We start from the raw sequence: 21,035 nt of genomic DNA, 5'->3' as shown, positions 1-21,035 counted from the left end.
GCGCGCCTCCCTGGCAGAGGCGCCGGCCTGGAGTGCCTACGCGGCGGATTTGCGGAGGTTGCTCAACGTGGTGATCGAGGAATGCGGAGCTGACCATCTTGAGGTCAGTGAGCTGCTGGTCAGCGAACCGCTCCCTGACCGGTACTGGAGGCTCCGCAACGGGATGCAGGCCAGCCCGGCGGAGGCGATAGATCTCGCTGAGCGGATGGCGGCTGGGTTCGGGCCGTACTGCCGACTGATCACGCCGGGGCGGCTTCGCGTCGAGTCGGGATGGGATGGGGCCATCCATCTCTCAATGGATCCAGCGGTAGCCAATTCGCTTACCGGGCTCACTGGCGACAACCTGTCTCTTGAGTGGCGCACATCGGAACCGGACCCGGAGGAGGAACCAAGACTTGTCGATGGCGTCGTGGATGACGAGTTTTGGGACTCGGTTCGAGCGGCGGCTGATGGGCTAGTGCTCTTGTGCGAGCGCTGGGCGCACGGCGCTTACGGCTGCCGATGGTTCCGGGTGACTGCGGGAAATATGACGGAGGTGGCACAGGTTGTACGGTCTCGCTCGCTCCTCTGCGTCGTCGCAAACCCGGACCTGCGGCTCGATGCAGGGCTATTGGACGAAGATTTCACTGCGTTCGAAGCCCCGCTCACGCCTGGCCAACTTATTTACCGCGCCCACCCAGGAGGGGCCGATAGTCTCGCCGAAGTAGCTGGCAGGGGATTTTCGTTCATGCTGGCGGATGCGGCCTTGGCTGGGTGGTGCGCCGTGGTGCCGGATTCAGATGGCGTAGTCAGAGCAGCATGGGAGAGCCCTGGTGAGGGGTGAGGCGGAGTAGCAGCTCTCTCAAGGAATAGCCGATTCGCGATCGAAGTGATCGGTTATCCCGCCTCGGAGGGTGGCGTCTCGTCGCCTTCCGAGGCTACCGGTAGGGTCACGGTCGGGGATTTCTCAGAATAATTCCCGATGGACCTGATCTTCTGGACGGTGGCTGACTACTCTCGAAGTTGGGAGAGAGCCCTGAGGGAGCTTGAGGCGAGCGACAATTCGACCTCGTGCCTCATCTCTTCGATCACAGACCCGGAGACCGCTAACTTCATCTTCTGCTGGCCCATTTACCGGGAAGGGGAATCTGTCCACGTGCAAAATTCGATCATCTTCCTGGATGGCCTCGAAGAAGAGTTCAATCCGCAAGAGCCTTGGCGATATGTGGAGGCTCGGAGTTTGGTTGACGAGGACGGGAACCAAATTTCTGAGTGGTCGACGACCGTCTCTGAGGTGCGGCGGTTCCGCGAGTCCATCGGGGGCCAGTAGCTCACGTACACACGCAAATCTGAAGCCCCGCCAGGCAGTGCCCGGCGGGGCTTCAGCGTGCCGTGACGGCAGTAGTTGACGGCAACGTCAGCGGACGGGGGCCGCGCAGAGCGGTGGTGCGTCGCCATCGTCGGGCTTGCCGGTGATCTCGGCGGGGTTGCGGAGGGCGTGGCCGAGGAGGTCGATGGCGTCGCGCTGGAGACGGAGCCGGACGTGGGCGTAGACGGTAGCGGTGGCGCCGATGTGGGCGTGGCCCAACAGTTCCTTGATCACGACGAGTTCCACTCCTTGTTCCAGGAGGAGGGTGGCCGCCGAGTGGCGGAGGTCGTGGAACCGGATGCGGCGGAGTCTGGCCCGGCGGAGCAGGGCGTTGAAGTGGCGGGTGAGGGTGGACCTTTCGACCGGGGCACCGTCGGGGCTGGTGAAGACGTAGCCGCTGTCCTTCCAGCCCGTCCCCGCCGCTTCGCGTTCCTGGAGTTGTCGGGCGCGGTGCTGTTTGAGAGAGCGCAGGCACGGCGTCGGTAGGGCGATGCGGCGTTCGGAGGCCCGGGTCTTGGTGGGCAATGTGGTGAGTCCGCCCGTGTTGGTGCGCTGGAGGGTGCGGCGGATGGCAGTCGTGCTCCGGTCGAGGTCGAGGTCTTCCCAGCGCAGGCCGAGGAGTTCGCCTTTGCGGAGTCCAGTGTGGAGCGCGAGTTCGAACAGGGCATGGAGCCGGTGTCCGCGGGCGGCTGTGAGGAACTGGCGGGCTTCGTCGGTGGTGAGGGGTTCGAAGCGTCGGGGGCGGAGTGTGCCGGTGCGGCTGTTGCGGGCGACGTTGCGCGGGATCTCTTCCTCGCGGAGAGCGTGTTCAAGTGCGGATTGAGCACGGAGTGGATGTAGGTCAGTGTCAGCGGAGAGAGCCGCTTGGAGCAGCATGCTCCGACGGCGCAGCAACGGGGTTCATTACGCCGGGCGTCGATGCCGCGCCAGCAGCACTGGCAGGTGGTGCGGAGCTGGTTGAGCCGGGTGCGGACGTCCTTGGCGGTGAGCTTGGCGAGCTTCTTCTTGCCCTGGCCGGGGACGAGGTACCGGTTCACGCAGGCCGTGTAGCGGGTGTGGGTGTTCTCGTGGAGCTGGTGGACGCCGACGTTCTCCAGCCAATTAGGTCAGGTACGCGGACACGCTGCCTTGCGCGGAGAGTACGGGGAGGCCGCGGTTGCTGGCGGCGATCTTCGCGGTGAGTTTGGCCAGGGCACCCGGTGATCGGGTTCCGCCCGTCGCGGTCGAGGCCGAGGGTGGGCGGGGGCTGCTGCTCGTCCAGGAGTACGCCGACTCCTGGGGTGGGTGGGCTCTCGGCGACGGGTTGCTCGATCGGGGGGCCGGGAAACTGCTCTGGTTCGAGGTGGGTGGGAGGTAGGCCGGGCGCTGAATCGGCTCTCACGAAGGGTCCAAGGCCCCCGTGTCCAGCACCTTCGTCGGCGGCTTCACGTCCAAGGGCTTGTTGAAGGCGCCGTACGTGGTCGTCGTGTGGAAGTCCGTCCCCTTGTACACGACCTTCAACAGGTACGGCTTGCCCTCCGTCGCCACGTAGAACGTGTACTTCCCCGTCCGCACCGACTTGTCCGTCACGATCACCGCGATCGCCGCCTTGCCGTCGACCTCGGTCGGCTCGCCCCTCTTCGCCGTGCCGAAGGAGGAGAAGTCCCGGGGACAGGCGGCCAGCCCGTCGCCCGGCTCGGCCTTGCTCGTGGGGGTCTTGATCCAGGTGTTCTGGGGTCCGCTCATGGGCTTGTCCGACCACCACTCGATGTACGCGCGGTTCGGGCGGACGTAGTCCGTCTTGCCGATCCGGATCTGTTCCAGGGCGGCCTTGTTCCAGTTCCAGGTGGTCTTCGAGGTGCACCTGCTGTGGAGGTCGGTCGTGATGCGGCCGGTGAAACCCTTGCCCTCCGGGTTGGTGGTCGTCCCCTCGACGGTCACGGACGTCAGCCCGCTCATCGTCTTGTTCGCCTCGTCGAGGATCTCCTGACCGGAGCGCTTGTCCTCGCCGCCGCCTGAGCACCCGGCCACCAACAGGCACGCCAGCACCGCCACCGCTCTACTTCGCACAGTCCCCCCACAGATCACACGTGACCCAGAGATTACCGGCATGGGTGCGCACGCCAAGATCCCGTAAACCGCGGGGGACAGCGGTGTCCCCGTGGCATACGGCATGCGAGACTGCCCCGGTTGCGGAAGTGAACGGGGTGGCCCGAAGGGGCCGGTGGGGAGCGGGACGGCGATGAGCAAGCGGCAAGTGCAGAAGATGCTGCGGCTGATGGCGAGCGGCGAGCCAGTCGAACTCACCAGCCCCATGGCCTCGGTGAAGAAGCTCGCCCGACTCGCCTTCATCGCCCAGCAGTTCGGGTACGAGTACGCCGACGTACGCCAGGGCGGCGGCCGCAACAACGCCCTCGTCATGCTCCTCGTCCCCGACCCCAGCCCGCAGGCCCGCGCCCGCGCCGCGCAGAACTGGGCGCAGTATCCGAACGCCGGTGACGGGGTTTCCGTGCCGCCCCTCGTCCCCGACGCCTTCGAACTCCTCAAGGCCCGGATCAACTTCGACCTCACCGGACAGGCCAAGAAGCGCCTGGGCTACGCCGTCGCCGGTGCCAGCGTCGCCTGCCTGGTCCTCGCGTACCGCTTCGGCGGCCAGTCCGAGGACTTCGTTGCCGCGGCCGTCATCTGGGTCGTGCTCCTCGCGGTGATCGGCGTCGGCTTCGTCGTCAACGGCAAGCGCAACGTCAAGTTCGCCGGCCGGCTCCAGGCCGCCGGGTTCATGCCGGTCACCGACGAGGGCGGGCGGGTGCGGTATCTGCCGCCGGGCGCTCAGGTGCCGGGGCAGGCGAATCCCTTCGCCGCCGGTCCGTACGGTCAGCAGCCCCAGCCCGGGTACGGTCAGCAGCCGGGGTACGGCCAGCAGCCCCAGCCCGGGTACGGTCAGCAGCCGTACCCGCCTCAGCCCGGCTACGCCCAGCCCCAGCCCCAGCCCCAGGCCTACGGCTACCCCCAGCAGCCCCCGGCCGCCCCCGGCCCGTACGCCCCCCAACAGCCCTACCCCCACCAGCAGCCGTACCCGCAGCAGCCGCAGGCCCCGCAGCCCTACCCCCAGCAGAACCCCAACTGGCAGGCGCCTCAGGGCTGACCTCGGGGGTGACCTCCGGGGGCGGCCCGCGCCGCTGGGAGCCGTTCGTAACAAAGGGCCGCAAGTACCTCTCATCCCGCCCACCCGCCGGGTGAGAGCAAAGTTCCCTTCCGGTCACTCACTGCCACAGCGAGGAAACGCGCCCTCCCTACCTTCGGGAACCAGCCGCTCAGAGAGCCCCGAGCCCCGAAGCACCGTGGAGGCGTCATGACAGCCCCTAGCACAGCCCCCGCACCCCCGAGCAGGGGCGGCCGCTGGATCCAGCAGTGGGATCCGGAGGACGAGACCTTCTGGAACGAGACGGGAGAGAAGGTCGCCCGCCGCAATCTCCTCTTCTCCGTGCTCTCCGAGCACATCGGATTCTCGATCTGGACCATGTGGTCCGTGCTGGTGCTCTTCATGGGCCCGGAGTACGGCCTGACCCCGGCCGACAAGTTCCTGCTGACCTCGATGGTCACGCTCGTCGGCGCCGTCGTCCGCGTGCCGTACACCTTCGCCGTGGCCCTCTTCGGCGGCCGGAACTGGACCATCGTCTCCGCCGGGCTCCTGCTCGTCCCGACCATCGCGGCGTTCACCGTGATGGAGCCGGGGACCTCCTTCTCCACCTTCCTGCTGGTGGGTCTGCTGGCCGGCATCGGCGGCGGCAACTTCGCCTCCTCGATGACCAACATCAACGCCTTCTTCCCGCTGCGTAAGAAGGGGTGGGCGCTCGGCCTCAACGCGGGCGGCGGCAACATCGGCGTCCCGGTCATCCAGCTGATCGCCCTCGCGGTCATCGGCGCCAGCGGCGGCCCGCGCGTGCTGCTCGGGATCTACATCCCGTTCATCGTCGTCGCCGCCGTCCTCGCCGCGCTGTACATGGACAACCTCGCCACGGTGAAGAACGACACCGGTGCCGCCATCGACTCGGCGAAGGACGGCCACACCTGGATCATGTCCTTCCTCTACATCGGCACCTTCGGCTCCTTCATCGGCTTCTCCTTCGCCTTCGGCCAGGTGCTCCAGGTCCAGTTCGGCCGTACGCCGCTCCAGGCCGCGTACGTCACCTTCATCGGCCCGCTGCTCGGCTCGCTGATCCGGCCGGTCGGCGGCTGGCTCGCCGACAAGTACGGCGGCGCGAAGATCACCCTCTACAACTACGTCGGCATGGGCGCCGCCACCGCCGTCCTGGTCTTCGCCAGCATGCAGAAGTCGCTGCCGCTGTTCACCACCGCCTTCGTGGTGCTGTTCGTCCTCAGCGGGGTCGGCAACGGCTCGACGTTCAAGATGATCCCCGGCATCTTCCACACCAAGGCCCTCGCCAAGGGGCTCCAGGGCGACGAGGCCGTCGCCTACGGCCGCCGGCTCTCCGGCGCCTCCATGGGGCTCATCGGCGCGGTCGGCGCGCTCGGCGGCGTGGGCATCAACCTGGCCTTCCGGCAGTCGTTCCTGTCGAACGGCTCCGGCACCGGCGCCTTCGTCACCTTCCTCGTCTACTACGCCCTCTGCTTCGCGGTGACGTGGGCCGTATACCTTCGCCGCACGGCCGCCAAGACGGAGGCGACGGCTGCCGCCGAGACGAAGCCCCAGCTCAGCTACGCCGAGGTGTGACGTAACACCGGCGCAATGAAGCCGAACCGAGCCTGTCACGCGCCGTTGACAGGCTCGGTCGGCATGCAGGTGCCGCCACACCCGGTGTAGGTGCTAACGACTCGACTGCGGGACGAGAGTTATGTACGACGAACAGCAGCGACCAGAACAACACGGCCCCCTGGCCGGCTTCACCGTCGGGGTGACAGCCGCGCGCCGGGCCGACGAGCTGGGCGCACTGCTGCAGCGACGGGGAGCCGCCGTCCTGCACGCACCGGCCCTGCGGATCGTGCAGCTCGCCGACGACAGCGAGCTGCTCGCCGCGACCAAGCAGGTCATCGACGACGTACCGGATGTCGTGGTGGCCACGACCGCGATCGGGTTCCGGGGCTGGATCGAGGCCGCCGACGGCTGGGGGCTGGGCGAGGACCTGCTCGAGCGGCTGCGGGGCGTCGAGGTGCTGGCGCGCGGTCCCAAGGTGAAGGGCGCGATCCGGGCCGCCGGGCTGACCGAGAACTGGTCGCCGTCGTCCGAGTCCATGGCCGAGGTGCTGGACCGGCTGCTGGAGGAAGGTGTCGAAGGGCGCCGTATCGCCGTCCAGCTGCACGGCGAGCCGCTGCCCGGTTTCGTGGAGGCGCTCCGTGCCGGGGGAGCGGACGTGCTCGGGGTGCCGGTCTACCGGTGGATGCCACCGGAGGACATCGGCCCGGTGGACCGCCTCCTGGACGCCACCGTCTCCCGGGGCCTGGACGCCCTGACCTTCACCAGCGCCCCCGCGGCGGCGTCGCTCCTGAGCCGGGCCGAGGAGCGGGGCCTGCTCCCAGAGCTGCTGGCCGCCCTCAACCACGACGTCCTCCCGGCCTGCGTGGGCCCGGTGACGGCCCTTCCCCTCCAGGCCCGCGGCGTCGACACCGTCCAGCCCGAGCGCTTCCGCCTCGGCCCGCTCGTCCAGCTCCTCTGTCAGGAGCTCCCGGCCCGGGCCCGCATCCTGCCCATCGCCGGCCACCGCGTCGAGATCCGCGGCCACGCGGTCCTCGTCGACGGCGCCCTGCGCCCCGTACCACCGGCCGGGATGTCCCTGCTGCGCGCGCTGTCCCGCCGGCCCGGCTGGGTGGTCGCCCGCGCGGAACTCCTGCGGGCCCTGCCGGGCGCGGGCCGCGACGAACACGCGGTGGAAACGGCCATGGCCCGCCTCCGTACGTCCCTCGGCGCCCCGAAGCTCATCCAGACGGTGGTGAAACGGGGCTACCGCCTCGCCCTGGACCCGGCAGCCGACGCCAAGTACGCGGACACGTAGAAGTCGGCGAGGTCACCCGCCGACGCTCGCCCCGGTCGCCGACACCGAGGCCGCCGACGCGTAGGACCGCCCCCGCACCAGCAGCGCCCTCGCCAGGAACCCCACCGCCACCGTCGACAGCACCGACCGCACCACGTTCCACGCCACCCACGCGTCCTCGAAGTCGGTGCGTGCGGCGGTCGGGTCGGTGGACGTGTCCAGGGCGTTGTTGAGCGGGATGTTGAAGGCGACCGTCACCAGGAAGGCGAGGGCGTACGCGGCGAGGGCCGCCCACACCCACCGGCGGTGCGGCTCCCCGCGGCCCTGCCACGCCGCCACCCCGGTCAGCAGCAGCGCCCCGAGGAAGCTCAGCATGAACACCGGGTTCTGGATGACGTCGTTGATGTTCCGCATCACCTCGACGTAGACCCGGTCGTCGCTGCGGGCCAGCCCCGGCATCACCGCGCACGCGAAAACGTAGAACGTCCCCGCGATCAGCCCCATGGCGACCGTGGCCGCCCCCAGTACCCCGCCCGTCGTCCCGCTTCGCTTCGTCATGTCCTCCAGTCAACGGGCCCGGAACCGCCGCTGACATGGCCGAGACGCCCAGCCCCATACGCCTGCGTCCACGCGCCTCCGGTACGAGGACTTCCGGCGGCGCGGACGGGAGGGCACTGTGAGAGGGAACCGTTTCTCCCGGGACCGTTTCTCCCGACCGTTTCTCACGGCACCCCTAGGCGGTGACAGGCACATGGCACTTGATACGGCCGCGGCCCCGTACGAGCTGCGGTTCGACGCCGGACGGATCTGCCTCGATCTCCTCGCGACCACCCACCCCGTCGAACGGCTCGACTCGGTCGAGGTGCTGTGCGCCTGGATCGTCGCTTCCGGGCTGGTCCCGGCGGACACCCCCCTGACGCACGCCGGCGTCTCCTGGCTGGTGGGCTTCCGTGAACTGAGGGGCCGCCTGGGACAGTTGGTGCGCACGGGGTCCGCCGGTACGGACATCGCGCTCGCCCGCGTCAACGAGCTCGCCCGGGTCGCGCCCCCGGCCCCGCGCGCCGTGTCGGCCGAAGACGGCACGCTCGTACGGCGATTGGACGGCCCACCCGAACTGGCCGCGCTGCTCGGGGCGATCGCCCGGGACGCCGTAGAGCTGCTCACCGATCCGCTCGCGCGGGCGGGGCTGAGGCAGTGCGCCGGCGACAACTGCCCGATCGTCTACCTGGACACGTCACGGGGACGCAGGAGGCGCTGGTGCTCCAGTGAGGTCTGCGGGAACCGCGAAAGGGTCGCCCGGCACCGCCGTCGAGCGGCCCTCGCCCGCGCTTGAGGGGGTCACGGCGGAAGCCGGGAGTCCGTTATGCGGCTTCTGTGGAGCGGGCGTCGAAGTGATTTCGATTACACGCCGTTTACTCCGGCCGCGTCCCGGGCAGCCGAGCCGATCTTGCCGATGTGGTGGAAATGTAAAGATCGCACGGTGGGAATGTGCGTGCATGTCCCCCCTCGTCACGTCACCCGGAAGAAAACTGTCACGTCACTTTGAACACTCAACGGCCCACGTCCGTACCCCGTGTTGAGCGACCGGTCGGGGGAACCCCCGGACATCGGAGGTGGGCGTGCGCAAGGATTCCGTCGTGGCCAATGAACGTGGATCGAGGGCCCGACATCGCATGTCCCAGCCCTCGGAACCTGATGAGGAGCTCATGCGTGCTCTGTACAGAGAGCACGCGGGACCCCTGCTCGCGTATGTGCTCAGGCTGGTCGCCGGAGACCGGCAAAGAGCCGAGGACGTCGTGCAGGAGACGCTGATCCGTGCCTGGAAGAACGCCGGTCAGCTCAATCGAGCGACCGGATCTGTACGCCCCTGGCTGGTGACGGTCGCCCGGCGCATCGTCATCGACGGCCACCGAAGCCGGCAGGCCCGGCCGCAGGAGGTCGATCCGTCGCCGCTGGAGGTCATCCCCGCGGAGGACGAGATCGACAAGGCGCTGTGGTTGATGACGCTGTCGGACGCGCTCGACGACCTGACTCCCGCCCACCGGGAGGTGCTCGTCGAGACGTACTTCAAGGGGCGTACCGTCAATGAGGCGGCCGAGACGCTCGGAATACCCAGCGGCACCGTCCGCTCGCGGGTCTTCTATGCCCTGCGGTCGATGAAGCTGGCACTGGAGGAGCGGGGGGTGACGGCGTGATGAGTGTTTACGGGGGAAACCAGGGATTCGGCACAGGTGGTTCGGGTATGTCTGGTGCTATGCAGGGATCACCGGTGCCGAGCGAGCACGAGACCGTCGGCGCCTACGCCCTCGGGATCCTCGACGACGCCGAGGCAACCGCTTTCGAGATGCATCTCGCCGGATGCGAGTGGTGCGCCCAGCAGCTCGACGAACTCGCCGGGATGGAACCGATGCTGGCCGCGCTCGCGGACCTGCCCGGGACCGGATCGCCGGCGATCGGTGAGTCGCTGTCCGCCAAGCCCAGCCCGCGGTTGGTGAACAAGCTGGTCGACGAGGTCGCCGAACGCCGCGCCCAGAAGCGCCGGCGAAGCTTCTACATGGTCGCCGCGGCCGCCGCGCTGATCATCGGCGGTCCGCTGGTCGCCGTGGGAGCGACGGGCGACGACTCGGGTGGGAACGTTTCTGCGCACACCACCGTCAGCCCCGCCAAGGAAGCCTTCGACGTCATCAAGGACAAGGTCACCGCGACCGACCCCAGCACCGACGTCACCGCGACCGTCGCGGTGGAGAAGAAGGACTGGGGCACCCACGCGGTCCTCCAGCTGAAGAACGTGACGGGTCCCGAGAAGTGCTCCCTGATCGCCGTCGGCAAGAACGGCGAACGCGAGACGGTCACCTCCTGGTCCGTCCCGAACTGGGGCTACGGCATCCCGAACGCCAAGTCGGAAGAGGCCAAGCAGCCCCTCTACGTCCACGGCGGCGCGGCCTTCGACCCCAACCAGATCGACCACTTCGAGGTCATGACCTTCGACGGCAAGAAGCTCGTCCAGGTCGACGCGTAGAACGCGTGACGGCCGACGCGTAGCTTCCACCGGCCCCCTTCACTTAGGGTTGACGGCTGCCCAGCACGTCAGAAGGGGGCCCGGTGGCCGCTCAGGCTCAGCAGGAAACCGCGGTCGATCCGGATCACGACTCCGTTCGTGACCGGGAGATCAGCGTCGAACAGGACCATCTCGACCGGGTCTACCGGCGCCTTGAGGAGAAGATCCACGAGGCCGAGTTCCTCATGAACGACGCGGCCAAGCGAGGCCAGGTCGGCACGCCCGGCGCGCTCGCCGAGCGGGACGCCCAGGTCTTCCGGGCCGGCGTCCACCTCAACCGCCTCAACAACGAGTTCGAGGACTTCCTCTTCGGCCGGATCGACCTCCTCCTCGGCAAGGACGGCAAGAAGGGACCCGACGGCGCCTACACCGCCGTGGAGCCCGCCGAAGGCGCCGTGCGGGAGGACAACACCGCCGACATCGCCGAGACCCTGCACATCGGGCGCATCGGGGTCCTCGACTCCGAGTACGCCCCGCTCGTCATCGACTGGCGGGCCCCGGCCGCCGCCCCCTTCTACCGGTCCACCCCGGTGGACCCGGGCCGGGTCGTGCGCCGCCGGGTCATCCGCTCCAAGGGCCGCCGCGTCCTCGGCGTCGAGGACGACCTGATGCGCCCCGAGCTCAGGGCCTTCCTCGACGGCCACGAACTGCCCGTCATCGGCGACGGCGCCCTGATGGCCGCCCTCGGCCAGGCCCGCAGCCACACCATGCGGGACATCGTCGCCTCCATCCAGGCCGAGCAGGACCTGGTCATCCGCGCCCCCGCCGCGTCCGTGACGTACGTCGAGGGCGGCCCGGGCACGGGCAAGACGGCCGTCGCCCTGCACCGCGCCGCCTACCTCCTCTACCAGGACCGGCGCCGCTACTCGGGCGGCATCCTCATCGTCTCGCCCACGCCCCTGCTCGTCGCCTACACCGAGGGCGTCCTGCCCTCCCTCGGCGAGGAGGGCCAGGTCGCCATCCGCGCCATCGGCTCCCTCGTCGACGGCGCCGAGGCCACGCTGTACGACAGCCCGGCCGTCGCCCGCGCCAAGGGCTCGTACCGCATGCTCAAGGTCCTGCGGAAGGCGGCCCGAGGGGCGCTGGAGACCAGGCCGGCCGCCGGACAGCTCACCCTCGGCGAGGACGAGAGCCGTCCTTCGGAGGCGCCGACCCGCCTCCGCGTCGTCGCCTTCGGCCGCCGCCTGGAGCTGGAGTCCGCCGAGCTGGACCGCATCCGGCAGAGCGCCCTCGGCGGCACCGCGCCCGTGAACCTGCTGCGCCCCCGCGCCCGCAAGCTCCTCCTGGACGCCCTGTGGGCGCAGTCCGGCGCGGCCGGCCGGCACACCGACCCCGAGCTCGCCGCCGAGCTGCGCTCCTCCTTCGACGAGGACGTCAGCTCCGAGGACGCCTTCATCGACTTCCTGAACGCCTGGTGGCCCGAGCTCACCCCGAAGGACGTCATGGCGGCCATGGCCGACGAGCGGCGGCTGGGCCGCTGGGCCCGGCGCATCCTCAACCCCGGCGAGGTCCGCAGGGTCGCCCGCTCGCTGAAGCGCGACGGGTACTCCGTGCACGACATCGCCATGCTCGACGAGCTCCAGGCCATCCTCGGCACCCCGGCGCGCCCCCGGAAGAAGCGCGAACTGGACCCGCTCGACCAGCTCACCGGCCTGGAGGAGCTGATGCCGGTGCGCGAGGAGTCGCAGCGCGAGCGTGCCGAGCGGCTCGCCCAGGAGCGCACCGAGTACGCCCACGTCATCGTCGACGAGGCGCAGGACCTCACGCCGATGCAGTGGCGCATGGTCGGCCGCCGCGGCCGGCACGCCACCTGGACGGTCGTCGGCGACCCGGCCCAGTCCTCCTGGTCCGACCCCGACGAGGCGGCCGAGGCCCGCGACGAGGCCCTCGGCACCCGTCCCCGCCGCCGCTTCCAGCTCACGGTGAACTACCGCAACCCGGCCGAGATCGCCGAGCTGGCCGCGAAGGTACTGGCCCTGGCCATGCCGGGGTCCACCTCCCCCTCGGCCGTCCGCTCCACCGGGGTGGAGCCCCGCTTCGCCGTCGTACGGGACTCGCTCGCGGCCACCGTCCGCGCCGAGGCCGCCCGCCTCCTCGACCTCGTCGACGGCACCGTCGGTGTCGTCGTCGCCATGCAGCGCCGCGAGGAGGCCACCCGCTGGCTCGCCGGGCTCGGCGACCGGGTGGTGGCCCTCGGCAGCCTGGAGGCCAAGGGCCTGGAGTACGACGCCACGGTCGTCGTCTCCCCGGCCGAGATCGCCGACGAGTCCCCGGCCGGCCTGCGGGTGCTGTACGTCGCCCTCACCCGGGCGACCCAGCAGCTGACGATCGTGTCGGGCGACCGTGACCAGCCGGACGGGACCGGGGTGCCTGACCTGCTGAGGGATTAGCGCTCGAAGAACTCTCGAGACGGGAATGGCCTTACGGGATCCGTTTGTTAGCCTGGGTGTGGCACCGGCCCGATCCAAGCCCCCGGGCCCAACCTTCGTCCCTTAGAGGGACCACTTGCCGCGAGGCGAGCATGGCGGGTCGGTGTCACTGAGCGGAAGAAGAGGTCCACGTCACGGAAAACGTGACGTGGGCCTCTTTTGCTGTGAACACAACGATCGCAATCCAGCGCGGCTAACGCCTACTCATCAGTAGGTGCGACGATCGGACGGCATACAGCGTCACGTTGAAAGCAGAGGAAGTCGGCCATGGCAACGGCGCCCAGCGTCTCCTACTCGATGACGGTCCGGCTGGAGGTGCCCGCGAGCGGAACCGCGGTCTCCCAGCTCACCGGGGCCGTCGAGTCCCACGGAGGCTCGGTGACCGGCCTCGACGTGACCGCCTCCGGCCACGAGAAGCTCCGGATCGACGTCACCATCGCGGCCACCTCCACGGCGCACGCCGACGAGATCGTCGAACAGCTGCGCGGCATCGAGGGCGTCACGCTCGGCAAGGTCTCCGACCGTACGTTCCTGATGCACCTCGGCGGCAAGATCGAGATGCAGTCCAAGCACCCCATCCGCAACCGCGACGACCTCTCGATGATCTACACCCCGGGTGTCGCCCGCGTGTGCATGGCGATCGCCGAGAACCCCGAGGACGCCCGCCGCCTCACCATCAAGCGCAACTCCGTTGCGGTCGTGACGGACGGCTCGGCCGTGCTGGGCCTGGGCAACATCGGCCCCAAGGCCGCGCTGCCGGTCATGGAGGGCAAGGCGGCCCTCTTCAAGCGGTTCGCCGGCATCGACGCCTGGCCGATCTGCCTGGACACCCAGGACACCGACGCGATCGTCGAGATCGTCAAGGCGATCGCCCCCGGGTTCGCCGGCATCAACCTGGAGGACATCTCCGCCCCCCGCTGCTTCGAGATCGAGGCGCGCCTGCGCGAGGCCCTCGACATCCCCGTCTTCCACGACGACCAGCACGGCACCGCGATCGTCGTCCTCGCCGCCCTGAAGAACGCACTTCGCGTCACCGGCAAGGCAATTGAGAACATCCGCGTCGTCATGTCCGGCGCCGGCGCGGCCGGTACGGCCATCCTCAAGCTGCTGCTCGCCGCCGGTGTGAAGAACGCCGTCGTCGCCGACATCCACGGCGTCGTGCACGCCGGCCGCGAGGACCTCGTCGACGCCGCCGCGGACTCGCCGCTGCGCTGGATCGCCGACAACACCAACCCCGAGGGCCTGACCGGCACGCTGAAGGAAGCGGTGCGCGGCGCCGACGTCTTCATCGGCGTCTCCGCGCCCAACGTCCTCGACGGCGACGACGTGGCCGCGATGGCCGAGGGGGCGATCGTGTTCGCGCTCGCGAACCCGGACCCCGAGGTCGACCCGGCAATCGCCCGGCAGACGGCGGCGGTTGTCGCCACCGGCCGCTCCGACTTCCCGAACCAGATCAACAACGTGCTGGTCTTCCCGGGTGTGTTCCGCGGTCTGCTGGACGCCCAGTCCCGCACGGTCAACACGGACATGATGCTGGCCGCCGCGACGGCCCTCTCGGACGTGGTGAGCGAGGACGAGCTGAACCCGAACTACATCATCCCGTCCGTCTTCAACGACAAGGTCGCGGGCGCGGTCGCCGGTGCGGTGCGCGAGGCGGCGAAGGCGGCGGGCGCCACCGCCTGACCCGGGCGCCGGGGCCCGGTGACGCCGGGCACCGCGGGCCGTTGTCGTAGCCGTGTCGTACTGTGCAAGGGCTGTGGGTGGTTGTGCGGCTTGTGAGCATCACCACCACGGCCCCTGCATCGGCGCGTCGCGGAACCCCTGGCCGACGGCCGCCCGTTAGGTTGGCGGGCACGCTCAGGCCTTTCGTGTGACTCCCTAGGGTGTTCTCACGACTCCTACGGGTGCCGGATTGGCTTTCCCGCCGCAGGTAGGGGCAGGATGCGTCTCTGGGCGCGGCGCATCGGCAAACGACAGCGCCCAACATGCGGCTCCGCCGCGTGGCACGCCTCAACGGCAAGAAGAACACGGGAGTAAGAACATGAACCGCAGTGAGCTGGTGGCCGCGCTGGCCGACCGCGCCGAGGTGACCCGCAAGGACGCCGACGCCGTTCTGGCCGCTTTCGCCGAGACCGTTGGCGAGATCGTCGCCAAGGGCGACGAGAAGGTCACCATCCCCGGCTTCCTGACCTTCGAGCGCACCCACCGTGCCGCTCGCACCGCGCGCAACCCGCAGACCGGCGACCCGATCCAGATCCCGGCCGGCTACAGCGTGAAGGTTTCGGCGGGCTCCAAGCTCAAGGAAGCCGCCAAGGGCAAGTAAGCGAAAGCGCTCCGCTTTGAGCGCCGGGTAACTGCGGGCCGTCCTTCGGCCGACGGGACCGCCGTGGCTGGTCGCGCAGTTCCCCGCGCCCCTGAGGGGCGCGCCGCTGTCAACGCCGATGGGGCGGTCACCCGGACTCGGGTGACCGCCCCATCGGCGTTCGTACGACTGCCTGTTACCCGAGCGCCTTGCCCGGCAGCTCCACCTTCGCGCCCAGCTCCACGAGCTTCTCCATGAAGTTCTCGTAGCCGCGGTTGATCAGGTCGATGCCGTGCACCCGCGAGGTTCCCTGGGCCGCGAGGGCCGCGATGAGGTACGAGAAGCCGCCGCGGAGGTCGGGGATGACCAGGTCGGCGCCCTGGAGCTTGGTGGGTCCGGAGACGACCGCCGAGTGGAGGAAGTTGCGCTGGCCGAAGCGGCAGTCGGAGCCGCCCAGGCACTCGCGGTACAGCTGGATGTGAGCACCCATCTGGTTCAGCGCGGAGGTGAACCCGAGCCGGGACTCGTACACCGTCTCGTGGATGATCGACAGACCCGTGGCCTGCGTCAGCGCGACCACCAGCGGCTGCTGCCAGTCCGTCTGGAAGCCCGGGTGCACGTCGGTCTCGAGCGCGATGGACTTCAACTGGCCACCGGGGTGCCAGAAGCGGATGCCCTCGTCGTCGATCTCGAAGGCACCGCCCACCTTCCGGTAGGTGTTGAGGAACGTCATCATCGACCGCTGCTGGGCGCCGCGGACGTAGATGTTGCCCTCGGTCGCGAGCGCGGCGGAAGCCCAGGACGCGGCCTCCAGGCGGTCCGGCAGGGCCTTGTGGGTGTAGCCGCCGAGCGAGTCCACACCGGTGATGCGGATCGTGCGGTCGGTGTCCATCGCGATGATGGCGCCCATCTTCTGCAGAACGCAGATGAGGTCCTCGATCTCGGGCTCCACCGCGGCGTTGGACAGCTCGGTGACGCCCTCCGCCAGCACGGCCGTCAGCAGCACCTGCTCGGTCGCGCCCACCGACGGGTACGGCAGCCGGATCTTCGTACCGCGCAGCCGCCGCGGCGCCTCCAGGAACTGCCCGTCCGCACGCTTCTCGATGGTCGCGCCGAACTGCCGCAGCACCTCGAAGTGGAAGTCGATGGGACGGCCGCCGATGTCACAGCCGCCGAGGCCCGGGATGAAGGCGTGCCCGAGGCGGTGCAGCAGCGGACCGCAGAGCAGGATCGGGATACGGCTGGAACCCGCGTGGGCATCGATGTCAGCGACGTTGGCGCTCTCGACGTGCGTCGGGTCCATCACCAGCTCGCCGGGCTCCTCGCCCGGACGGACCGTCACACCGTGCAGTTGCAGCAGACCGCGTACGACACGCACGTCACGGATGTCCGGAACGTTGCGCAGTCGACTCGGCCCGCTGCCCAGCAGGGCGGCGACCATGGCCTTCGGTACGAGGTTCTTCGCACCGCGGACACGGATCTCGCCCTCCAGCGGGGTTCCGCCGTGGACAAGCAGTACGTCGTCATTGCCGTTGACGGTCATGTATCTCGCGTTCCGATTGGTGGGGCAGGGGCCAGAAGGGAAAGGGTAATCGCCGTCCACCCCCCTTCCGTAAGCCCAAGTACCGCCCAGCTACGTCATAGCTGTGTCACAACACCCACCGTTCGCTCACGGGTACATGGGGTCACCGGCCCGGCCGTGCGCCGGGCATGCCTCTTTCAGCCCTGAGCTGCATTCCCTCCCGTCCCCGCATTGCCTCCCCCTTCGAGGGGAAGATGCGGGATCATGTCTGGCATGACCGAGGTGTCCTCGCTCACAGGGCGGTTGCTCGTGGCAACGCCCGCCCTGGCGGACCCGAACTTCGACCGTGCGGTGGTGCTCCTTCTCGACCACGACGAGGAGGGCTCCCTCGGTGTCGTCCTCAACCGGCCGACCCCGGTGGACGTCGGCGACATCCTGGAGGGCTGGGCGGACCTCGCCGGTGAGCCCGGGGTCGTCTTCCAGGGCGGCCCGGTCTCCCTCGACTCGGCGCTCGGGGTCGCCGTCATCCCGGGCGGCGCGTCCGGTGAGAGAGCCCCGCTGGGCTGGCGCCGGGTGCACGGCGCGATCGGCCTGGTCGACCTGGAGGCCCCGCCGGAGCTGCTCGCCTCGGCCCTCGGCTCCCTGCGGATCTTCGCGGGGTACGCCGGCTGGGGCCCCGGCCAGCTGGAGGACGAGCTGGTGGAGGGCGCCTGGTACGTCGTGGAGTCCGAGCCCGGTGACGTGTCCTCGCCGTCCCCGGAGAGACTCTGGCGCGAGGTCCTGCGCCGCCAGCGCAACGAGCTGGCGATGGTGGCCACGTATCCGGACGACCCTTCGCTCAACTGAAGGGTGTGACCTTAAGTACCCTGGCTTTCATGAGCACTCTTGAGCCCGAGCGCGGGACTGGTACGGGGACCCTCGTAGAGCCGACGCCACAGGTGTCCCACGGCGACGGCGACCACGAGCGCTTCGCCCACTACGTCCAGAAGGACAAGATCATGGCGAGCGCCCTCGACGGCACCCCCGTCGTGGCGCTGTGCGGCAAGGTGTGGGTGCCGGGCCGCGATCCGAAGAAGTACCCCGTGTGTCCCATGTGCAAGGAGATCTACGAGTCCATGGGCGCCGGCGGGGACGGCGACGGCAAGGGCGGCGGCGACAAGTAGGTCCGTCTGCCCGGCTGAGTCCCCCTGAGGCCTCCAGGCGCGTTTCGGCGTGCCTTGGGGGCCTTTGTGCTGTCCGCCGTTGCACGGGGTGCGTCGGCCGGTCACGAAGTGGTTGAGACCTCTTGTGGGCATGTTCATGGAGTCCCTAGCCTCCGTTGTGCAGAGCGAAATCGCCATTGCATATGTTGCAACGCACTTCGGAGGCCCCACTCCATGAAGCTCTCCCCCCGGCTGACCGTCCTCCTGACCGCCCTCGCCCTCACCGCCTGCGCACCCCAGACCTCCTCCAACTCCTCCTCCGACAAGGACGACACCTCCGGCACCCTGCGGGTCTGGCTCTTCCAGGAGGTCGGCAACACACCCAAGGAGAAGGTCGTCGACTCCGTGGTCGCCGCCTTCGAGAAGGCCCACGACGGCACGAAGGTCGAGGTGGAGTACATCCCGGTCGACACCCGCGCCCAACGCGTCAAGGCCGCCTTCAACGACCCGGCGTCCGCCCCCGACGTGATGGAGTACGGCAACACCGACACCGCCGGCTATGTGAAGGACGGCGGACTCCTCGACGTCACCCGGGAGTTCGGCGCCTGGCCCGAGGCCAAGGACACCGACCCCACGGCGAAGGCGTCCGTCACGGTGGACGGCAAGGTCTACGGGGCGCCGCTCTACGTCGGCGTCCGCGCGCTGTACTACCGCACGGACGTCTTCAAGGAACTGGGACTGCAACCGCCCCGGTCGATGACCGAGTTGGCGGCCACGGCCCGCAAGATCCGGTCCGCGAAGCCCGAGTTGTACGGCCTGGTCGTCGGCGGCGCCTACACGTACGGCGCGATGCCCTTCGTCTGGGCCGACGGCGGTGAGATCGCCACGGCCGAGGGCGGCTCGTACACCTCGGCGATCGACGGCGCGGCGGCCCGGAAGGGCATCAAGGCGTACACGTCCCTGTTCTCCGACGACAACTGTCCCGCCGCGAAGTGCGCCGGCTTCGGCGGCAACGACACGGTCTCCGCGTTCGCCGCGGGCAAGGCGGGCATGGCGATCGGGGGCGACTTCAGCCACGCGGCGGTCGAGGCGGGCAAGGTGAAGGGCAAGTACGCGGTCGTACCGCTGCCGGGGGCCACGGCCGGCTCGATCGCTCCCGCCTTCGCGGGCGGCAACAACATCGGCGTACTGAAGAGCACCTCGCACCGGACGCTGGCCGTGCAGCTGATGGAGCAGCTCGCGTCGAAGAAGACGCAGGGCGCGCTGTTCGACGCGATGGGCTTTCTGCCGACGTACTCGGACGTGCGGCAGCGGGCGGCGGAGAAGGAGCCGTTCGTGAAGCCGTTCGTGCAGACGCTGGGGGCGGGGACGAAGTTCGTACCGGCGTCGCCCGCCTGGTCCCAGATCGACTCCTCGCTGGTGCTGCCCACGATGTTCCAGGAGGTCATCAGCGGCAGGAAGTCGGTCGCGGCGGCATCGAAGGACGCGGCGAAGAAGATGAACGACGCGTTCGGCTCCGCCGGATGACCTCCGTGACGCGCCGCACCCCCTGGACACCGTGGCTCTATCTCACCCCCGCTCTCGTCGTCCTCGGTGGCCTGCTCGCCTACCCCATCTACCAGCTCGGCCTCATCTCCCTCTTCCGGTACACCCAGGCCCAGGTCAGTGGCGGTGAACCCACCACCTTCGCAGGGGTCGGGAACTACTCGGCGCTCTTCGGCGACCCGCAGTTCTGGCAGGTGCTGCTGGCCACCGTGGTGTTCGCGGCCGCCTGTGTCGTCTGCACCCTCGCGGTCGGCTGCGCGCTCGCCGTGCTGCTCACGCGCGTGCGAGCGGTGCCGCGGCTGGCGCTGATGCTGGCCGCGCTGGGGGCGTGGGCGACTCCGGCGGTGACCGGGTCGACGGTCTGGCTGTTCCTGTTCGACCCGGACTTCGGCCCGGTCAACCGCGTCCTCGGTCTCGGTGACCACTCCTGGACGTACGGGCGCTGGTCCGCCTTCTTCCTTGTGCTGCTCGAAGTGGTGTGGTGCTCCTTCCCGTTCGTGATGGTGACCGTCTACGCCGGTATCCGCGCCGTCCCCGGCGAGGTGCTGGAGGCCGCCGCCCTCGACGGTGCCTCGCAGTGGCGGATCTGGCGGTCCGTGCTGGCGCCGATGCTGCGGCCGATCCTGGTGGTCGTCACCATCCAGTCGGTGATCTGGGACTTCAAGGTCTTCACGCAGATCTACGTCATGACGAACGGCGGCGGCATCGCGGGCCAGAACCTCGTCCTGAACGTCTACGCCTACCAGCAGGCGTTCGCCTCCTCGCAGTACGGCCTCGGCTCGGCGATCGGGGTCGTGATGCTGCTGATCCTGCTCGCCGTGACCCTCGGCTATCTGCGGCTGCTGCGCCGACAGGGGGAGGAACTGTGAATCTTGTACGGGCCCAACTGCACCGTCCCTGGCGGCTTGCGGCGGAGTTGTCGGCGCTGCTGGTCGCGGCCGTCGTCGCCTTCCCCCTCTACTGGATGGTGCTGAGCGCCTTCAAACCGGCCGGGGAGATCGAGTCGAGCGAGCCGCGGCCGTGGACGCTTTCGCCTTCTCTGGATTCCTTCCGGAGGGTGTTCGGCCAACAGGATTTTGGTCGGTATTTCGTCAACAGCCTTGTCGTGGCAGGCAGTGTGGTGATCGTCTCGGCGCTCGTCGCGTTTCTCGCCGCGACCGCCGTGACCCGATTCCGGTTCCGCTTCCGGACCACCCTGCTGATCATGTTTCTGGTGGCCCAGATGGTGCCGGTGGAGGCGCTGACGATTCCGATGTTCTTCCAGATGCGGGACTTCGGTCTGCTGAACTCGCTGGGCTCGCTGATCCTGCCCCACATCGCCTTCTCGCTGCCCTTCGCGATCTGGATGCTGCGGGGGTTCGTGAAAGCCGTGCCGGAGGCCCTGGAGGAGGCCGCGTACATGGACGGGGCGAGCCGGGGGCGATTCCTGTGGCAGATCCTTTTCCCGCTGGTGTTCCCGGGGTTGGTGGCGACGAGCGTGTTCTCCTTCATCTCGGCCTGGAACGACTTCCTCTTCGCCAAGTCGTTCATCATCAGCGACACCTCTCAGTCGACCCTGCCGATGGCGCTGCTGGTCTTCTACAAGCCGGACGAGCCGGACTGGGGCGGGGTCATGGCGGCCTCCACGGTGATGACGATTCCGGTGCTGGTGTTCTTCGTACTCGTACAGCGACGTCTGGTCTCGGGGCTGGGCGGAGCGGTCAAGGACTGAAAGGTCTGA

Annotated in this window: 18 protein-coding genes and 2 pseudogenes; 16 read left to right on the top strand and 4 right to left on the bottom strand. The window is 69.1% G+C overall.

Going from position 1 to position 21,035, the window contains the following annotated elements; genetic code table 11:
• Positions 1-67: 67 nt before the first annotated feature.
• Positions 68-823, top strand: a complete 756-nt coding sequence (locus EJC51_RS20170) for a hypothetical protein (RefSeq protein ID WP_126272372.1) — start codon at positions 68-70, stop codon at positions 821-823.
• 138 nt (positions 824-961) lie between these two features.
• Positions 962-1,309, top strand: coding sequence for a hypothetical protein (locus tag EJC51_RS20165; protein WP_126272371.1), 348 nt, complete (start codon positions 962-964; stop codon positions 1,307-1,309).
• A gap of 87 nt (positions 1,310-1,396) precedes the next feature.
• Here EJC51_RS20165 and EJC51_RS20160 read toward each other — a convergent pair.
• Both EJC51_RS20160 and EJC51_RS20150 read right to left on the bottom strand, forming a co-directional pair.
• A pseudogene (locus EJC51_RS20160) lies at positions 1,397-2,560 on the bottom strand (tyrosine-type recombinase/integrase); the annotation flags it as partial.
• Between the two features lie 165 nt (positions 2,561-2,725).
• Positions 2,726-3,397, bottom strand: a complete 672-nt coding sequence (locus EJC51_RS20150; RefSeq protein ID WP_244362757.1) for a hypothetical protein — start codon at positions 3,395-3,397, stop codon at positions 2,726-2,728.
• Between the two features lie 172 nt (positions 3,398-3,569).
• Here EJC51_RS20150 and EJC51_RS20145 point away from each other — a divergent pair, with 172 nt between their 5' ends.
• The 3 genes from EJC51_RS20145 (at position 3,570) to EJC51_RS20135 (ending at position 7,338) form a co-directional block, all read left to right on the top strand.
• On the top strand, positions 3,570-4,472 hold the full coding sequence (locus EJC51_RS20145) for a hypothetical protein (RefSeq protein ID WP_126272370.1): 903 nt from the start codon (positions 3,570-3,572) through the stop codon (positions 4,470-4,472).
• Between the two features lie 207 nt (positions 4,473-4,679).
• Positions 4,680-6,062 carry a nitrate/nitrite transporter gene (locus EJC51_RS20140; RefSeq protein WP_126272369.1) on the top strand — a complete coding sequence of 461 codons (1,383 nt, stop codon included), beginning with the start codon at positions 4,680-4,682 and terminating at the stop codon, positions 6,060-6,062.
• Positions 6,063-6,183: 121 nt separating this feature from the next.
• The gene (locus EJC51_RS20135; RefSeq protein ID WP_126272368.1) at positions 6,184-7,338 is read left to right on the top strand and encodes a uroporphyrinogen-III synthase; all 1,155 of its coding nucleotides are present in this window, start codon (positions 6,184-6,186) and stop codon (positions 7,336-7,338) included.
• Between the two features lie 12 nt (positions 7,339-7,350).
• Here the strand turns inward: EJC51_RS20135 and EJC51_RS20130 are convergent, their stop codons facing one another.
• The gene (locus EJC51_RS20130) at positions 7,351-7,875 is read right to left on the bottom strand and encodes an anthrone oxygenase family protein (protein WP_126272367.1); all 525 of its coding nucleotides are present in this window, start codon (positions 7,873-7,875) and stop codon (positions 7,351-7,353) included.
• A gap of 193 nt (positions 7,876-8,068) precedes the next feature.
• Between EJC51_RS20130 and EJC51_RS20125 the strand changes: the two genes are divergently transcribed.
• The 6 genes from EJC51_RS20125 (at position 8,069) to EJC51_RS20100 (ending at position 15,127) form a co-directional block, all read left to right on the top strand.
• On the top strand, positions 8,069-8,650 hold the full coding sequence (locus EJC51_RS20125) for a CGNR zinc finger domain-containing protein (RefSeq protein ID WP_126272366.1): 582 nt from the start codon (positions 8,069-8,071) through the stop codon (positions 8,648-8,650).
• A 340-nt stretch (positions 8,651-8,990) separates the two neighbouring features.
• Complete coding sequence (locus EJC51_RS20120; RefSeq protein WP_010039908.1) at positions 8,991-9,512, top strand: sigma-70 family RNA polymerase sigma factor; 522 nt, start codon at positions 8,991-8,993, stop codon at positions 9,510-9,512.
• Positions 9,512-10,336, top strand: coding sequence for a zf-HC2 domain-containing protein (locus EJC51_RS20115; protein ID WP_126272365.1), 825 nt, complete (start codon positions 9,512-9,514; stop codon positions 10,334-10,336). The genes EJC51_RS20120 and EJC51_RS20115 overlap by 1 nt, the downstream gene beginning before the upstream one ends.
• A gap of 83 nt (positions 10,337-10,419) precedes the next feature.
• Entirely contained in the window at positions 10,420-12,765 is a 2,346-nt protein-coding gene (locus EJC51_RS20110) for a HelD family protein (protein WP_126272364.1), read from the top strand.
• Positions 12,766-13,071: 306 nt separating this feature from the next.
• Complete coding sequence (locus tag EJC51_RS20105) at positions 13,072-14,487, top strand: NAD-dependent malic enzyme (protein WP_126272363.1); 1,416 nt, start codon at positions 13,072-13,074, stop codon at positions 14,485-14,487.
• A gap of 358 nt (positions 14,488-14,845) precedes the next feature.
• The gene (locus tag EJC51_RS20100) at positions 14,846-15,127 is read left to right on the top strand and encodes an HU family DNA-binding protein (protein WP_007382399.1); all 282 of its coding nucleotides are present in this window, start codon (positions 14,846-14,848) and stop codon (positions 15,125-15,127) included.
• A 175-nt stretch (positions 15,128-15,302) separates the two neighbouring features.
• Here EJC51_RS20100 and murA read toward each other — a convergent pair whose 3' ends face one another.
• Positions 15,303-16,649, bottom strand: coding sequence for a UDP-N-acetylglucosamine 1-carboxyvinyltransferase (murA, locus tag EJC51_RS20095; protein ID WP_126272362.1), 1,347 nt, complete (start codon positions 16,647-16,649; stop codon positions 15,303-15,305).
• 252 nt (positions 16,650-16,901) lie between these two features.
• On the opposite strand from murA, the gene EJC51_RS20090 reads away from it, so the two are divergent.
• The 5 genes and pseudogenes from EJC51_RS20090 to EJC51_RS20065 all read left to right on the top strand — a co-directional run bounded on the left by EJC51_RS20090 (position 16,902) and on the right by EJC51_RS20065 (position 21,026).
• A complete protein-coding gene (locus tag EJC51_RS20090; protein WP_059192108.1) occupies positions 16,902-17,474 on the top strand; it encodes a YqgE/AlgH family protein in 573 nt (190 codons plus the stop codon).
• Positions 17,475-17,503: 29 nt separating this feature from the next.
• Positions 17,504-17,791 carry a DUF3039 domain-containing protein gene (locus EJC51_RS20085; RefSeq protein WP_079309856.1) on the top strand — a complete coding sequence of 96 codons (288 nt, stop codon included), beginning with the start codon at positions 17,504-17,506 and terminating at the stop codon, positions 17,789-17,791.
• 435 nt (positions 17,792-18,226) lie between these two features.
• A pseudogene (locus EJC51_RS20075) lies at positions 18,227-19,297 on the top strand (extracellular solute-binding protein); the annotation flags it as partial.
• Entirely contained in the window at positions 19,294-20,184 is an 891-nt protein-coding gene (locus tag EJC51_RS20070) for a carbohydrate ABC transporter permease (protein WP_126272360.1), read from the top strand. The pseudogene EJC51_RS20075 and the gene EJC51_RS20070, both read left to right, overlap by 4 nt.
• On the top strand, positions 20,181-21,026 hold the full coding sequence (locus tag EJC51_RS20065) for a carbohydrate ABC transporter permease (protein WP_126272359.1): 846 nt from the start codon (positions 20,181-20,183) through the stop codon (positions 21,024-21,026). The genes EJC51_RS20070 and EJC51_RS20065 overlap by 4 nt, the downstream gene beginning before the upstream one ends.
• The last annotated feature ends 9 nt before the right edge of the window (positions 21,027-21,035 follow it).

Origin of the sequence: Streptomyces aquilus, from assembly GCF_003955715.1 — a bacterium.
GTDB lineage: Bacteria > Actinomycetota > Actinomycetes > Streptomycetales > Streptomycetaceae > Streptomyces > Streptomyces aquilus.
Note: the sequence above shows the minus strand (reverse complement) of the source record. Positions and strands in the feature narration are given on the sequence as shown.